The sequence below is a fragment of the Companilactobacillus sp. y65-5 genome, assembly GCF_057541095.1.
Window position 1 is genome coordinate 376572 of the sequence record NZ_BAAJOA010000001.1, and the last position, 17100, is coordinate 393671.

Annotated in this window: 16 protein-coding genes; 1 reads left to right on the top strand and 15 read right to left on the bottom strand. The window is 35.8% G+C overall.

Annotation, left to right across the window (positions count from 1 at the left end):
- Positions 1-151: 151 nt before the first annotated feature.
- From AC27FM_RS01935 to rpsO, 10 genes are all read right to left on the bottom strand, one after another.
- On the bottom strand, positions 152-1477 hold the full coding sequence (locus AC27FM_RS01935; protein WP_487085640.1) for a glycosyltransferase family 2 protein: 1326 nt from the start codon (positions 1475-1477) through the stop codon (positions 152-154).
- A gap of 11 nt (positions 1478-1488) precedes the next feature.
- Complete coding sequence (locus AC27FM_RS01940; RefSeq protein WP_487085641.1) at positions 1489-1989, bottom strand: hypothetical protein; 501 nt, start codon at positions 1987-1989, stop codon at positions 1489-1491.
- Positions 1979-2797 carry an EAL domain-containing protein gene (locus tag AC27FM_RS01945; protein WP_487085642.1) on the bottom strand — a complete coding sequence of 273 codons (819 nt, stop codon included), beginning with the start codon at positions 2795-2797 and terminating at the stop codon, positions 1979-1981. Before AC27FM_RS01945 ends, AC27FM_RS01940 begins: the two co-directional genes overlap by 11 nt.
- Positions 2798-2937: 140 nt before the next feature.
- Entirely contained in the window at positions 2938-3522 is a 585-nt protein-coding gene (gene yihA, locus AC27FM_RS01950; RefSeq protein ID WP_487085643.1) for a ribosome biogenesis GTP-binding protein YihA/YsxC, read from the bottom strand.
- 55 nt (positions 3523-3577) lie between these two features.
- On the bottom strand, positions 3578-4825 hold the full coding sequence (gene clpX, locus AC27FM_RS01955; protein WP_487085644.1) for an ATP-dependent Clp protease ATP-binding subunit ClpX: 1248 nt from the start codon (positions 4823-4825) through the stop codon (positions 3578-3580).
- A gap of 170 nt (positions 4826-4995) precedes the next feature.
- Positions 4996-6282 (bottom strand): trigger factor, encoded by a 1287-nt coding sequence (gene tig, locus AC27FM_RS01960; RefSeq protein WP_487085645.1) that lies wholly within the window; start codon positions 6280-6282, stop codon positions 4996-4998.
- Positions 6283-6502: 220 nt separating this feature from the next.
- On the bottom strand, positions 6503-7693 hold the full coding sequence (gene tuf, locus AC27FM_RS01965) for an elongation factor Tu (protein ID WP_487085646.1): 1191 nt from the start codon (positions 7691-7693) through the stop codon (positions 6503-6505).
- Between the two features lie 206 nt (positions 7694-7899).
- Complete coding sequence (locus AC27FM_RS01970) at positions 7900-8850, bottom strand: tetratricopeptide repeat protein (RefSeq protein ID WP_487085647.1); 951 nt, start codon at positions 8848-8850, stop codon at positions 7900-7902.
- A gap of 40 nt (positions 8851-8890) precedes the next feature.
- Positions 8891-10588, bottom strand: coding sequence for a ribonuclease J (locus AC27FM_RS01975; protein WP_487085648.1), 1698 nt, complete (start codon positions 10586-10588; stop codon positions 8891-8893).
- A 188-nt stretch (positions 10589-10776) separates the two neighbouring features.
- A complete protein-coding gene (gene rpsO, locus AC27FM_RS01980; protein ID WP_487085649.1) occupies positions 10777-11046 on the bottom strand; it encodes a 30S ribosomal protein S15 in 270 nt (89 codons plus the stop codon).
- A 216-nt stretch (positions 11047-11262) separates the two neighbouring features.
- Between rpsO and rpsT the strand changes: the two genes are divergently transcribed.
- Positions 11263-11511, top strand: a complete 249-nt coding sequence (gene rpsT, locus AC27FM_RS01985) for a 30S ribosomal protein S20 (protein ID WP_487085650.1) — start codon at positions 11263-11265, stop codon at positions 11509-11511.
- A 104-nt stretch (positions 11512-11615) separates the two neighbouring features.
- On the opposite strand, the gene holA is transcribed toward rpsT, so the two are convergent.
- The 5 genes from holA to coaD form a co-directional block, all read right to left on the bottom strand.
- On the bottom strand, positions 11616-12629 hold the full coding sequence (gene holA, locus AC27FM_RS01990) for a DNA polymerase III subunit delta (RefSeq protein ID WP_487085651.1): 1014 nt from the start codon (positions 12627-12629) through the stop codon (positions 11616-11618).
- Complete coding sequence (locus AC27FM_RS01995; protein WP_487085652.1) at positions 12610-14859, bottom strand: DNA internalization-related competence protein ComEC/Rec2; 2250 nt, start codon at positions 14857-14859, stop codon at positions 12610-12612. Before AC27FM_RS01995 ends, holA begins: the two co-directional genes overlap by 20 nt.
- Before the next feature lie 4 nt (positions 14860-14863).
- On the bottom strand, positions 14864-15487 hold the full coding sequence (locus AC27FM_RS02000) for a helix-hairpin-helix domain-containing protein (protein ID WP_487085653.1): 624 nt from the start codon (positions 15485-15487) through the stop codon (positions 14864-14866).
- Positions 15488-15553: 66 nt separating this feature from the next.
- Entirely contained in the window at positions 15554-16603 is a 1050-nt protein-coding gene (locus tag AC27FM_RS02005; RefSeq protein WP_487085654.1) for a SepM family pheromone-processing serine protease, read from the bottom strand.
- 5 nt (positions 16604-16608) lie between these two features.
- Entirely contained in the window at positions 16609-17100 is a 492-nt protein-coding gene (coaD, locus tag AC27FM_RS02010; protein WP_487085655.1) for a pantetheine-phosphate adenylyltransferase, read from the bottom strand.

The window sequence follows — 17100 nt, forward strand, 5'->3', positions numbered from 1 at the left end:
GCACCAACCGTCAATTCTCTTTACACCCAGGTAATTGATTACTTCTTGTGAAGTTGAAATTTAATTTATGTAAGTTATACTAACAGACGCCAAAAATAATGCAAGGGTTTTTTATTAAAAATATTTAATTTTTGGATATTTTTATTAATTTTCAATCAGATTTCATAGTTTGACGTTTCGGACTGACCCAAGTGCCCTTGCCAAATCCCAAAATTGTTTTGACGGCTGGAATGAATGTCGTTACTACAGTAATCGGATTGACCATCCAATAGAATAATAGATACAACGGTGCAAAAAATAGATATTTTAATTTGGCACCGTGATGATCCAAGATCAGTGCTGCTAAGACTTGGACGAATCCCGCCATCATCTCAAACGCAACAAATATTAACGAAATGTAAATACCATGGAGTACACGTGTATAGTCCCCATTGATCAGCAATAGCAACATAGACAACAAGAAAATAACCGATGTGACAATAAAAAAGAATGACCAGATGATCGACAAGGTCGAATCCACAAACATCGAATATTGATAGCGATGCTTGATTGGATGCCGCAAAAATTTTTTCAGATTAGTCAACCAAACTTCAGTCCCTCCCTGTGCCCAACGCTTTCGCTGATGGTACAAGTCCTTGATAGTCTCTGGGACATTCATATGAAAGACGATATTAGGTGCAAATCTAGGAACAGCACCGACCATTTGATGATCCCATGCGATACTAATATCCTCCGTGGCTCGATTTTGACGAAATCCACCAACATCAACCAAAAAGGACCTCTTATACATTGTATTAGCACCACTGTACGCATACATCGAGTCATTGATGGACGTTTGGCTTCGTTTGATAACACCGACGATACTAGAAAATTCGACCGTCTGCGACTTTCCTAACAAAGTAGTTCGATTCTGCACATCCATATTAGCCGTAACAGCAGATGTATTCATATCCTGAGTATGAATAAAAAAATTCATATACTTCATCAATGCATCTGGTTCAGGCAATGTGTCGGCATCGTTACTAAGAATATATTCACCTTTAGCAAAGTACATCCCAATATTGAATGCATGCGCCTTACCTTTGTTTTCAACTATTTCAATCGTTCTAAGGCGAGGATATTTTTCTTCTAAGTCTTGTATTATCTCAGCTGTTTTATCAGTTGAACCGTCATTCATGACCAGAACCTCAAAGTTATGGTAATTGAGACTCTCAAATAAATAACTAATAGTATCGCCGATCATGACCTCTTCATTGTGTGCAGGAATCATAATTGTTACTAACGGTTGCTTTTCAATCGGAATATTCACGAAATTGTCATCATACTTATTAGTCTTTATAAAACGATAAGACAAGGCGCCACAGAACCAAAAAAATGAACCAACGATTGGATACAAACATAATATTAAGAGCAGAACATTGAGAATCGTCCCGTTGACAGTGTTTTTTAAAATGCTATCAATAAAAATTTCTGACATGTCCTCACCCCCTAATCTTTGTTCAAACCATTGATTTTTTTATCTGCAAAAAGATTTTGAATTTGATCCGTATCAAGATTTTGTTCAGGTTGAACTTGATAATTTCGAACATTCTCACGAAATTCCTTATCACCAAATCTTCGATCCATAAACTTATTCAATTCAACCGTTCGCTTCTTTTGATTGATTGGATTAAAAGTTGGCCATTGTTCCACTAATCTTTTTCGTTTACGATTTTGAATGATCGTCATCGTAACAGCAAATTGAGCGATGACAATGAATGCAAACAATAGTAACGTACCGATGAATTTGAATTCGTAGATTCCTTCTGAATACGACCATAAATGTGGAATCTTGGGATTATACGATGCCCAGATGGAAGTACCAGTGATAACAATCGGTAAAATTGCTAAAATCCAACCGGCAATTGCCAATATTGTTTGCCAAATTTTTCGTATCCAATGACCTTTTTCAAAGTAATCATCACTATATAACTGCTGTTTATCGCGCAAGATTGTCTTTCCTCTCTTTGGGATTCATGGGTCGACCGAAGTAATATCCTTGACGTCCTGGGATACTTAATAATTCCGCCAACTTTTCATCGTCGTTATTTTCAATACCCATTAAAACTAAATTTATCTGTTTTTCCTTTGCTAATTTATTCCAAAATTGAAGATTCAGATCTAACCAGATGTTCTTATCCGCCTTCCGAAAACTCTTCATCGAACATTTCAAAGTGTCAACATATGGCAGCAGTGGCTTAATATTTTGGTAGTTTTCCTTGTCAGAACCTACATTGTCAATTTGAAAAAGCATGCCATATGCCCGTGCCTGTTTGATATTTTTAAAAAAGTGATAGCGGTCGATCGGCGGCAAAGGTTTGTCAGCAGAATATTCAATCGCAAGTTGCAGCGGCTCGATTCTAGAAATTGCCCATCTGACAAAATACAAAAATTCAGGACTATTTATCTGATCGTATTCAAGATTGATCGACAACGTCAACAACTTAGTTGGTAAAGCACTAAAAGTTTCATCCAATAGGGGAATTATTCGCTGGAGGGGTAACGAATCTAAGTCTTTAGGTAGCGACCATGTATCGTCATTGTTATGCTGACGCAGTAAACATTCGTAACCTAAAAGTTTATTCTCATAATCGACCTGCATTTGAATAAAATAGCGCAATTCTATCTCATCATTACCCAAATAATTATTAGACTTTTTACGCGAATGCCAATAATAAACAATTATTGTAATTAAAAAAATTACGAAGGTTATTAGACTCAAAATAAGCAGAATATTTCCCAATTGTTGTAGTGACATAATTTTCCCTCATTTTTATAAATATACACATTTTATTATATTCTATTTACTAATGGAAAATATATATAAAAATATATAAATGTTAAAAAATCATAATAAAAAACATCCCATTGATTAAATGAGATGTTCCAAAAAAATAATTAATTCATGTGATCTTCAATCCAGTTCCAAACTTCTTCTTTTCCATATTTAGATTCGGCACTAAATAGTTGCAAGTTATCAGTTTGATTGATCTGCATCGTTCTAGTTACTTGACTAATAGTCTTATTCCATTGATTACGCTTGATCTTATCCATTTTTGTAGCGACTACCAGAGTTGGTATATGGTAGTAACTCACGTATTGATACATCGAAATATCATCATCACTAGGGGCGTGTCTACCGTCAACCAAAATAACGACACCCTTTAAAACTTTTCTAGTCGTCAAATATTCTTCGATCATTGCACCAAATTCTTCACGTTGATTCTTAGACACTTTCGCAAACCCATATCCCGGAACATCGACTAAATACAATAGGTCTTCGATGTTATAAAAATTCAATGTTTGGGTTTTACCGGGCGTACTAGACGTTCTAGCAAAGCTTTTACGATTTATTAAAGTATTGATCAGCGATGACTTACCGACGTTAGAACGGCCTAATAGAGCTATTTCAGGGTATCCCTCGTCTGGATACTGTTTTGCGCTAACAGCGCTCAAATTCATAGATACATTATTTACTTGCATGATTCACCTCAATGTAAGTATTCTATCATAAATCAAACAAAAAAAGGCCGCCTCCTTAGGCAACCTCTCCATCTTTAAGAACTAGTTCTGGTTGTTTGACCTTACGAACTGCATCCTTAGTTACTTTGACACGTTCTACATCTGTACGACCAGGAATTTCAAACATAGTGTCTAGCATTGTTTCTTCAACGATTGAACGCAATCCACGAGCACCAGTATCACGTTCGATCGACATCTTAGCGATCTCCTTCAATGCAGCCTCTGTAAATTGTAATTCTACACCATCAAGTGACAATAACTCTTGATATTGTTTAATGAGGGCATTCTTAGGCTTAGTAAGGATGTTGACCAAATCGTCCTCTGTGAGTTTTTCCAATGCAGTAACGATTGGAATACGACCAATGAATTCTGGAATAATACCGAATTTCATTAAGTCTTCAGGGATAATCTGTTGCATCAAACTCTTTTCCTCATCAATACTTTGAGTTTGTTCGGCACCAAAACCAATAGTCTTATCACCTAGACGATTCTTAACGATCTGTTCGATACCGTCAAAGGCACCACCAACAATAAATAGGATATTCGTCGTGTCGATCTGGATAAGCTCTTGTTGTGGATGCTTTCTTCCACCCTGTGGTGGCACACTAGCAATTGTTCCTTCAAGAATCTTCAAGAGTGCTTGTTGTACACCTTCACCTGAAACATCACGTGTAATAGAAACATTTTCACTCTTCTTGGAAATCTTATCAATTTCGTCAATATAAACGATACCATGCTCAGCTTTTTCTACATCAAAATCAGCGTTTTGCAATAGTTTAAGTAAGATATTCTCAACGTCTTCACCAACGTACCCAGCTTCAGTCAGTGTTGTAGCGTCAGCAATAGCGAATGGGACTTTTAAGATACGAGCTAGAGTTTGAGCCAAGAATGTTTTACCTGAACCAGTTGGTCCGATAAGAGCAATATTACTCTTTTGTAATTCAGTATCTCCGTCTTTTGAGTGTTCCATTTTATTAATTCTCTTATAGTGATTATAAACAGCAACTGAAAGCGCACGTTTAGCATCAGTTTGACCGATAACGTAGTCATCAAGGATGTGTTTGATCTCAATTGGTGTTGGAATATTGTCGAGATTCAATGGCGCACTATCTTTTAATTCCTCATCAATGATTTCTTTACACAAATCGATACATTCGTTACAAATATAGACACCTGGTCCAGCAACGATTTTTTTTACTTGATCTTGAGTCTTTCCGCAGAAAGAACAACTGATTGTACCTGTAGTTTCTGTACTATCAAACATATGCATTTTCTCCTTCAATAGTTCCGATACTTTGCAAGTCTAGCATTTAAGAGTCTAGTAGTAAAGTAATTAGTTTATAGAGCTCCAAGGCCGTACTTGTATCATATACCCAAGTTATCAATATTTACAAAAAAAGAGACCTCACGGCCTCTGATTTTAAATAATCAAGATTATTTTTCTTCTGCTGAATCAACGATCAATTCAATTGCTTTCTTAGCAGCAATATCATGAGCTAACATATCGTCTGATAGTGCATTTCTAACAGCACTTTCTTCCATCTTATATTCATCAGCTAATGACTTGATTTCATTTTTGATTTCGTCTTCTGAAGGTTCGATTCCTTCTTTAGCAACGATTGCTTCGATAACTAAGTCAGTCTTAACACGTTCTTCAGCATCTTTAGCAAATTGCTTCTTCAAATCGTCTTCACTTGTACCTGTCATTTGATAGTACAATTGAGGATCGATTCCTTGACGACGTAAGTTAGCTAAGTATTGGTTCATTTGGTTATCAACTTCAGTATCGATCATTGCTTGTGGTACTTCGTCGATCTTAGCATTCTTAACTGCAGATGAGATTGCTTCTTCTTGAATAGCATCTTCGGCAGCTTGTTTCTTTTGATCCTTGATTTCATCATGGATCTTAGTTTTTAATTCTTCAAGAGTGTCAACATCTTCGTCAACGTCTTTAGCAAAGTCATCATCTAATTCAGGTAATTCCTTTGTCTTAACTTCATGAAGTTTAGTCTTAAAGATTGCATCCTTACCAGCTAGATCCTTAGCTTGGTAATCTTCTGGGAATGTAACATTTACGTCAACATCTTCATCAGCACTGTGACCAACTAATGCATCTTCAAAGCCAGGGATGAATGAGTTTGAACCTAATTCAAGTGAGTAGTTTTGTGCACTACCACCTTCAAATTCTTCACCATCAACAGAGCCAACATAGTCGATTACAACTGTATCGCCATTTTCAGCTTTACCGTCTTTAAGAACTAATTCAGCTTGTTGTTTTTGAAGTTCTTCAAGACGAGCTTCAACGTCAGCCTTCATAACGTTACGTTTTTGTTTCTTAACTTCTAGACCTTTGTATTCACCAAGTTCAACTTCTGGTTTAACAGTAATTGTTGCACTGATAGCCCAAGGTTTGTCCTTTTCCATTGAATCAACAGTAATTTGTGGTTGATCAACTGGTTCTACCTTTGTTTCATCAACAGCTTGTTGATAAGCGATTGGTAATACATTGTTCAAAGCATCTTCGTAAAGTGCTTCTTCACCGTACATACGGTTAAAGATTTGACGAGGTACACGGCCTTTTCTAAATCCAGGTACGTTTAAGTTTTTCTTTACACGATCAAAAGCAGTGTCTAGACCCTGCTTGATTGTATCTTGGTCAATTTCAAATTTTAATTCACCAGTGTTTTTTTCTTTTTTTGTAAATTCAGCCTTAGCAGACATTTTATCCCTCCGGTATATTTCACGATCTCATACTTTGTAATGTTACCTTAAAACGGTGACATTGTAAATATTCGACGCTGATTCTAAGCCATTTTCAGACATTACTTTAACATTATATGATACTTTCGTACGTTTTTATATAGATATTAAATAAAAAAAGAGCTGAGACAGTAGTCTCAACTCAATTTAAAGGTTTGTTATTAACAATTGATCAAAGAGATTAGTCTAAGATATCAGTAACAACACCAGCACCAACAGTACGTCCACCTTCACGAACAGTGAAACGTGTACCACTTTCAATGGCAACTGGAGCAATCAAGTCAACTTCAAAAGTAACTTGGTCACCAGGCATAACCATTTCAACGCCTTCTGGCAATTCGATAACACCAGTAACGTCAGTAGTATGGAAGTAGAATTGAGGACGGTAGTTTGAGAAGAATGGAGTATGACGTCCACCTTCTTCTTTTGTCATGATATAAACTTCACCCTTGAATTTTGTGTGAGTTTGGATTGAACCTGGCTTAGCAAGAACTTGTCCACGTTCAACTTGGTCACGGTTAATACCACGAAGAAGAACACCAACGTTATCTCCGGCTTCACCGATATCCAATGTCTTACGGAACATTTCTAGACCAGTAACAGTTGACTTAGTAACGTCTTCTTTCAAACCAACGATTTCAACTTCATCACCGACTTTAACTTCACCACGGTCGATACGACCAGAAGCAACAGTACCACGACCAGTGATTGTGAATACGTCTTCAACAGGCATCATGAATGGCTTGTCTGTTTCACGTTTAGGTGTTGGGATGTAATCATCAACGATGTCAAGAAGTTCTTCAACATGTTTGATTTCCTCTGGGTCACCTTCAAGAGCCTTCAAAGCTGATCCACGAACGATAGGTGTATCGTCCCCAGGATAATCGTATTCTGAAAGTAATTCACGTACTTCCATCTCAACTAAGTCAACAAGCTCATCATCATCAACAAGGTCAGTCTTGTTAAGGAATACAACGATGTATTCAACACCAACTTGGCGAGCCAAAAGGATGTGTTCACGAGTTTGTGGCATAGGACCATCAGTTGCAGCAACAACAAGGATAGCACCATCCATTTGTGCAGCACCAGTGATCATGTTCTTAACGTAGTCAGCGTGTCCTGGAGCATCGATATGTGCATAGTGACGCTTTTCAGTTTCGTACTCAACGTGAGCTGTGTTGATTGTGATCCCACGTTCTTTTTCTTCTGGGGCTTTATCGATATCAGCGTAGTCTTCAGCCTTAGCTAAACCTTTGTCAGCCAATACCTTAGTGATTGCGGCTGTAAGTGTTGTCTTACCGTGGTCAACGTGACCAATTGTCCCAATATTTACATGGGGCTTAGTTCTCTCATAATGTTCTTTTTCTGCCATTACAAAGAATCCTCCTAAAATTTCATTTCATAAGATTAATCCAAAGAAAATGTTCTTTAGATGGCTCTTTACTGAAAAATTATACTACTTTCAGTGGCGAAAGCAAAGTAATTCAGTATAACTCGCCGACTAAAAATATACTCTTTGGATTATACGGGGCGCAGTCAAAATTGTAAATACCATAAATGAAAAAATTTTATTTTATTTCACTGTTGAAAGGTATTTATTAAAGAATCGAATCTCTTTATCCACTTTTTAACCTCTGGAAGCTCCGGATCGTCCCCTACTAGAGACTCATCCAGTAAACCATACCGCAAAAGGAACACTCTTGTCCAGAGACTAGGTTTTTTTATGATATCTTCTCCAAAAGGATATACCATAGCGGCATAGAGCGATAATTCACTCCGAATATTCTCTAATTGTATTTCGTTTTCACTATCGACTAATATCTTTTCAAGTTCATCGCACATCTCTAAATAAATACTGGTTGATAGTATGGGTTTTAGCTGAGAAGGATTGAATTGTTTATTATCACCATAAAAAGATATATCAACATCATCGTCGACACCCAGTTTGAATAAATTTTCAACCGTTTCACTCTTCAATAATGGATGCAATAAAGGATTTTCCAAAAGTAACTTGGCACAACTCAGATAATTTTCTTTATCAAATTCCCTCAAACTTCTGATGAGTTGAATCTGGTCGATCACTGGCTGTGTGACTATGGAATTGAGACTTTCTTGTATCTTCTTCATACGAGGGCTGAAGGAACGATTATGGCGATTTTCAGACAGTCTAACTCTCTTTTCAAATTCTTCAATAAAACTCTTCTTGATAGTAGAAAGTGGATTTGTTTCATAAAAATAAAGCATTTGATTAGCTAACAAATAGTCATTATTTTCAATTACAACGTCTGTTGCTAGACTGGATGCCTCTGGATCACTCAAATAATAATTAAAGTAATCCAAAATCACAGCTTCTGCTTCATCCGCTCTTTTGGAGTTCAACAAAGAAGCTGCCAAACCTTGATTGATCAGAAATGATTGTCTAATTCCATAAGCTTGAGTATACAATTCTGTTGCATCATCCCAGTTACCCTTATCATAGGCGTCTTCTGCCTGATCCAATATATGTTTTAGGTTATTTGAGTCGTCCATTAAAATACCTCTTTATAATAATAGATCGACCAAGGTCGACCTATTTTTTGGATTTTCTATGTCTATTTTGATTTACTTCCATAATTACTGGCAAAATCACTGGGTGACGATTTGTTTGTTCATATAGAAAATGATTTAACTTATCCCGAACACCTTGTTTTAAATCTGACCAATCGAAGTCCTTGCTATTTTGGAGATAATCAACAATTGTATCCACGATTATATCAGAACTTTCACTTAATAAATCCCTACTTGCTCTCATGTATACGAACCCACGAGCAGTAATTTTTGGCTTAGCAACAACCTTTTTCTTCTTACGGTCAATCGTTGCCACAGCGATGAAAACTCCATCTTCAGCCAATAATTCACGATCACGAAGAACAATACTTCCGATGTCACCAACACCAATACCATCGATCATCGTGTCACCGGCGTCAACACCTTTTCCTAGATAGAATTGACCATTTTCATAGTTCAAAACATCACCTTTTTTGGTTAAGAAAATGTTTTGGTAAGGTATACCAGTTTCGTGGGCAATACGTGCATGTGCATCTAACAAACGATATTCGCCTTGAACAGGAATGACATTCTCAGGTGTAAGCAAGTTGATCATCAATTGCAAATCAGACTTGTTGGCATGTCCTGAGGAGTGTTTTTCATCCCCCAAAGACTTAACTTCAGCCCCCGTACGATAAATAGCGTCACGAGTCTTAGCAAAGGTTGTATCCATAGCATGTGAAGGAGTTGTCGCAATAAAAACTAAATCTCCCTCGTCTATTTGGAATTTTGTTTTTGAGGCTGGATTGGCCATTTTTTGTAGTAACTTGATTGGTTCACCTAAACGACCTGTTTCGATAACGACAAGTTTGTTTTGATCGATATCTTTCAATTCTCTAGTATTAACTAACAAATCTTTATTACTTATCTTGAGATAACCTAATTTCATTGCAGTTTTAAGGATTTTTTCTGCATCTGTTCCTGATAAATAAACGCGATGACCAGTTTTGTCGGCAGCATCCATAACTTGTTGCATTCTTTGAATGTTAGATGCAACTTGAGCTACGATGATACGCCCATTGTGATAACTAAATGTATCTAAAATATATTCATAAATATCACGTTCACTTGAATTCTCATAAGGAGATTCAGCATTGGCAGAATCGCTAAGTAAAGCGAGGACTTTTTCGCTACCAATCTTAGCAATTCGTGCAAAGTCAGTCTTGTATGTTGGAACTGCGGCCTGATCAAATTTAAAGTCACCAGTATATACGATCTGACCTTCTGAGGTTTTAACATCGATTCCTAATGATCCAGGGATTGAATGTGTTGTTTTGAAGAAAGAAACTGTTGCTTCGCCAAAATCAATTGCAGTATTTTCGTCAATAACGTGAAAATTATCGAATTTTTTGCTTCTCTTATCGTTAAAACAAACAATTCTAGCCAGTTCAATTGTCATTTCTGATCCAAAGACTGGAATATCGTAGTCACCAATTAAGTATGGTAATGCACCAATAGCATCTGCATGTCCATGTGACAAGAAGATACCAACTACTTTTTCGATGTTGTTCTGGATATAAGTCATATCCGGAACAACCACATCAATTCCATACAAGTCGTTATCAGGATATTGTAAACCAATATCTAGAATATAAATTTCATCGTTAACTTCAACGGCATACATGTTTTTTCCGTTTTCACGTATACCACTTAAAAGGACGATTTTAATTTTTTTGCTCATTTTTTCATCTCTCATTTCATATAAATAGCATAGATCATAATATTTGATTTTGTTTTTTTAAGTCACTAATTAAAAGTAGACTACTTGAGCTATACCTGCTTTTTATTCTATCACACCATAATACAATAATGAAATTAAGTAAAAAAAATAGGAAGCTCCTATACGGGAACTTCCTAACGGTAAAAATATTAACGACGTAGACCAAGTGATTTGATTAATTCACGGTAACGTTGAACATCGTTATCTCTAAGATATTTAAGTAAGTTACGACGGTGACCAATCTTCTTCAACAAACCAACATATGAATGGTGGTCTTTCTTGTTAACTTTTAAATGTTCGTTCAATGAGTTAATATCATATGTAAGAACTGCAACTTGAACTTCTGGAGAACCTGTGTCTCCTTCTTTACGTCCATATTGCTTGATAATTTCAGTTTTCTTTTCTTTTGAAATAGCCATTTCTTTCACCTTTTCCTTATAATTTAGCCACACTACGAAAGACGTTGGTGAATCGTCAAGCAGAGCATGGTTAACACAACTAAATAATTTACTACATTTATCAATAATTTTCAAGTCCAATAAAAAAAATCAAACTATTTATTGCATTGAAAGTATCGATTGGGTATAATTCTATGTATTGAGTTTAAGTTTACTAGGTAATCGGAGGTGACATCAATGCCACAAATTAAATCAGCTATCAAGCGTGTAAAGCAACAAGAAAAGGCTAACCTTCGCAACGCTTCACAAAGAAGTGCAATGCGTTCAGCTGTTAAGAACTTTGAAACATCAGCTGCTAACAACGCCGACAACAAGGAAGACTTGTTCCGTAGCGCTGTACGTGCAATCGACATGGCCAAATCAAAAGGTCTAATCAAAGCTAACAAGGCTGCACGTGATAAGTCAAGACTTGCTAAGATGAACTAATTAATGGGTAAATTAATATAAGTAGCTATATAATTAATATAGGTGCTTATTTTTTTGCTTAAATAATCCCCCTCCACTACCAATTCGTAGCAGAGGGGGATTTTTTAAGCAAATTTAGCAATAAATAAATCGAATAGTAACTCTTTATCTCCCTGACCTGACTTAATCTGATAATCCAAATTAACAATTGCATCATACATTTCGGTCAATCTTGATGGTTCCAAATTACGAGATTGTTTCAGCGTCATTTTAACTCGATAAGGATGGATTTTTAGAGTTTTAGCTATTGTAGCTTCTGTTAGACCCTTTTTACTTAATAATTTAGTTTGGATCAACGTTCGTAGCTGTGACATGATAATTGCGACTAGTAGTATTGGATCGATCTTCTGCAACAAAAACTGATGGTACAACTCCTCAGCTTGATAAATATCTTTATTAAGGATTTTATTCATCAGTTCAAATACATTGTCATCCAAACTTTGAGGTACCAACTCGTTCACAGCTTGACTGTCTATCAGCTTAGTTTGCATGGCAAACAGCTTTAACTTGTCCATTTGATTGATTATTTGAGAATAATTGCCCTGTGTTTTATTGATCAGTAATTCTAGTGCATCATTCTCGATTTTGTATCCGTCGGTATTCAAAAAATCTCTGATCGTCTTAACTAGCATGTGACTGTCCATCTGACTAGCGTCAACATTAGTAGCGACTTTCTTTAATTGCTTTACGATTTTTTTACGGGCGTCCAACTTAGGATATGTCGCAAAAATCACTAAGATAGTTGAAGGTGTCGGATTTTGAATATATCTGGTCAACAAGTCCACATTCTGATCCACCGTATTTTTTACTCGTTCAGAAGTTAAGAAATACGGCCTTTCCACAAATACTAATCTACGTTCACCAAAAAACGGAGCTGAGATAGCTTCGTTGATCATATCGTCTATCGAGACTTCTTCTAAATCAAAGTTAGAAAAATTCATATCTCTTTCTTCAGGCAATAATAGTTTTTTAAATGTTTCTTGAATGTCCTTGATAAAAACTTGTTCATCTCCAGTTACAAAATAAACATTATCAATTTTATTTTCTTGTAAATTACGTTTAAGTTCTGCTATCTTCAACTACTTCACCCTTTAAAAAAGTCGTTATTCTATTTTTATTATTAAATGGATAATAATACCAAGTTATCATACCATAATCAGCTGTATTCAAATGATCGACCTGATTTTTATCCAAAATTTCTATCGTCTCTTTATTAGGATGACCGTATCGATTATTTATACCTGCCGAGATCAGCGCCAGCTTTGGATCGATTGCTTTAATAAATTCATCTCCGCTGGAAGTTTTTGATCCATGATGACCTACTTTTAAATAATCGACCTTGAATCGTTGTTCCGAAAGAATTTTCTTTTCACCCTCAATATCTAAATCACCGGTGAACAACCATCGGTTGCCTTTGATATTTGCCAACAAGGTTAGCGAGTCACCATTTTCCCCGATGGATTTTTCTTTAGGCCATAGTACATTCCATTTTATTTTTCCATCCTCAAACTCATTCCCTGCTTTAAGCGTATTAAATTTTATTTTAGGATTTTGTCTTATCAGTTCGATTATCTTTTGATTCTGTTCTAAACCTGTACCAAAATTTATTTCATCAATCGGAAATTTATCAATTAGAGTATCTAGATTACCAATATGGTCAGCATCCTTATGTGACAAAAAGACTTTATCGATCTTACTTATTCCTAATCGTTTCATATACGGAATAGTGGATGTTTCCACTTGATTCAATTGCTTTCGTTCTTGCCATTCCTCTCGTGGAAAATATAACTTGCCACCTGTATCTACCAAATAAGTACGTCTTCTCAAAGGGGTGGTAACTAAAATACTATCACCTTGCCCAACATCAATGACTGATACACTACCTTGCAAGGGGTATTTATTAAGTAAGATACAGACTGATAGTACCGTCATATATATAATTGAATACTTAGCATTGATAGACTTTTTTTCGGCGATTAATAATCCTAAAAAAACCAATATAAACACCGCAAACAAAGGAATGGCTCCGGTTACAAAAATATAGTCATTATTCTGGGCGATAATATCAATAAATAAATATATTTTTTCAAACAAATCATTAAATACATTCAAAATCGAACTCTCGACAGTGAAGACGGAAATAACTGTTATCGGCAATATAAAATAGGTAAACATCGGGACGAAAATAATATTCGCAAAAATTATCAACCAACTGAACTGATAGGTTAGATAGATAATTATTGGTAAACTAACTAAGTTCATCTTGGCAATACTCACAAACAGATTGGTACTGTGCAAATACAAAAGAGCAAATGACAATAAAAAACTTAACTGTCCACCCATACTCATCATTGAAAAAGGATCGATCAATAGGCAGATGATCATTGTTATACCAAAAATATCGAGTTTACTGAGATTCAAATTTAACTTCTGACAAATTATCCCAACCATTGACAATACTATTGCTCGCCAGATACCAACTTTGGATCCAACTAACAAAGCGTATATGGGTAGAAGAATCAACATGCTGGTATCTACTGTCTCTCTAGTTATTCGTATAAATGAGCAAATTTTTCTGACGATCGTCAATAAAATTAGAACATGTAGTCCTGACAAACTAAAAAGATGTATAACCCCTAGCGTACTTAAATTGTGTAGAAAATTGGGTTCTTCATTGTTGTTGTAACCTAATATTAAACTTTGTGCATGAATTCGAAGCCATTTTGGTAGTTGGTTGAATCTTTTTATTAAATGTATTCGTAAAACATTTATTTTTTCTTCAAATGACAAATTTTGTTTAACAAACACGCTCTCAATAGAGTCCACATAGATACCGTATTTTATTTGATGATATTCCAAATATTTTGCATAATCGAATTCACCCGGATTTCTGGGCGCATTTATTTTTTCAATCGAATCAACTTTTATTTGTAAATTACTGATTTCATCAAATCGCACCCAACGGTTCTTTTCTGATTCCGTTTTTATCCGGTAATAAAATTTGAATTTTTGATTTTTAGAAGTTCCGATACCACTTAATAAGTCTCCTGATATTTTCAAATCATCTGGAGATACTGTCAATTGCGTAATATTTTTCGGTGGAGCAGTATCGCTGTGGTTTTTTTGAACATAGCCAATCAAAAATAGAGCCACAGTCACTGTGGTTATTAATAACTTGAGATTATTCAACATCAATATACGAATCGATAAAATTATCATTAAAAATACTAAAAAATAATTGCTACTAAGTATTATTGATATCGCCAAGGTACCAAAGAGGGCTGGAAATATCCAAAAATCTTTGATCATCAAGCTAAACCGTTATTTGATCGCGTAAAGATTCGATAGTCTTGTCTCCTATACCCGACACCTTCGACAAGTCTTCGATTGTAGAAAAGTTTCCATTTTGTGTTCGATATTCAATAATCTTTTCGGCCTTTTTAGGACCGATCCCAGAAAAATTTTGAAAATCATCAACCGTAGCAACATTGATATTAACCGGCTGATCCTTTTTAGTGCCACCACTGATGCCCGCCTCACCCACGTGAGGAACAAAAATTTGCATTTGGTCCGTAACCTTCTGGGCTTGATTAATTTGCTTTACATCCGCATTATCGACCAATCCTCCAGCTAAATTGATGGCTTCTTGTACGATGGAATTTGGTTTTAATCTATAAACGCCGGGAAATTTAACAGCACCTTGAATATCAACCACAGCCAATTCATTGTTTTTGGGAGCTTCGATAGTTTTGTGTGTTGGTGAATTGACTTTTTCAACGTTATTACTCTTTATTTGATTATCGACCTTAATTGCTGAGGCAGTTTGATTATGTATTTGATTTGAATTCCACATCAAACACATCCCTAATCCTAATATCAACGTAATCACAGCAATTAATATCCTATTTTCTTTGATATACTCAATAACTTCATTCATTCGATCACCTCTTAAAAAATTACGAAAAAAAGACCCGGAACTAATCTCCGAGTCTGATAGTAATTATTATTTTGAGGTTTTTTCAAGATACTTCAAAGCATCATCCAAGCTCTTAACTGGAACGATCTTCATCTTCGTATGAATCTTTTTGGCAGCTCGTTTAGCCAAATGATAGTTGTTGACGTAAGTTGGATCATATTTTTTGATCAACTTCGTGACTGGATCATCTGGTGCAAAGAATATCGTAGCTCCTTGTTCAGATGCTGCATAGACTTTCTTCTCGATACCACCGATCGGTCCAACGGTTCCATCTGGTGAGATCGTACCTGTTCCAGCAATCGTCCGTCCGTCTTTCAAGTCTTTATTGGTGATTTGAGAATAGACTTGTAATGTAAACATTAAGCCCGCTGATGGTCCACCAATATCACCCGCGTTGATCTTGGTTGGAGGATTACCCTTAGCTTCGGTATTATCAGTTAGTGTGATGCCTAGCCCATATCTTTTAGTCTGCTTGAGCTTCACTAAGCCTTCAGTAACAGTTTTCTTCTTGCCATCACGTAAGAACGTGATTTTAACTTTTGAGGTTTTCTTTTGCTTTTTGACGTAACTAATAAATTGATTAGCATTTTTAAATTTGTAGCCATTAATAGAGGTGATCGTATCGCCGATTTGTAACTTGTCTTTGAACTTAGAATTATCCATTACGTCCATTACATAGACGCCTAGATATTTCTTAGTAAACGGCTTGTCAGCTGCCGAATAAGCAGCTTGAATTGCGTTATTAGTGGCGGACTTCATGTAATACTGTTGTACTTGAAAATACTCTTGGCTGTTCTCGTCACCCATCAAGTCTTCTTTGGAATAAATCGTTTCAAAGTTATTCCCAACTGACTTGAGCATGGTAAATAATGATCCGGGTACTATTCCAACTGTTGTTAATAAGAAATTACCCTTTTTCTTATCGTGCTTTCCATCAACTTTTACAAATTGCGAAGTTGCTTCCGCACTACCGGGAACTTCTAAGTAGTAGCCAGTCGGCATAACAAAGAATGCAACTATCATGACAAAAATAAAAATGCCACCAATTAATTTATTTCTGGATTTATTGAATTTCAATTGATCTAATCCTTCCGCAATCGTTTTGTCAATTCAGTTGCCACTGGTTGTGGTACTAGATGAGAAATGTCACCATTGAATTTTGCGACTTCCTTTATCATTGATGATGATATATTAGCATACTTTGCATCGGCTAATAAAAAGATTGTTTCGATGTCATCATCTAAAAACTTATTTACGGTAGCGATACCTGATTCATAAACAAAGTCGTCCCCACTACGCATGGATCTGACTAAAAATTTTGCATTGTACTGTTTTGCCATCTGTGTCGTCAATTGACTACTACCGTCGATCACTTTTACATTCGGCAAATCTGCAATTTCGTCCTCTATGAATTTTTTCTTCTCATCATATGTGAACATATATTTTTTGGAAGTGTTAGTCATAGTTGCAACTATTAGTTTGTCGAATAGCTTCGAAGAACGACGAATGATATCCAAATGTCCATAAGTCATTGGGTCAAAGCTCCCAGCGTAAATTCCAACTCTTTCTTTCAT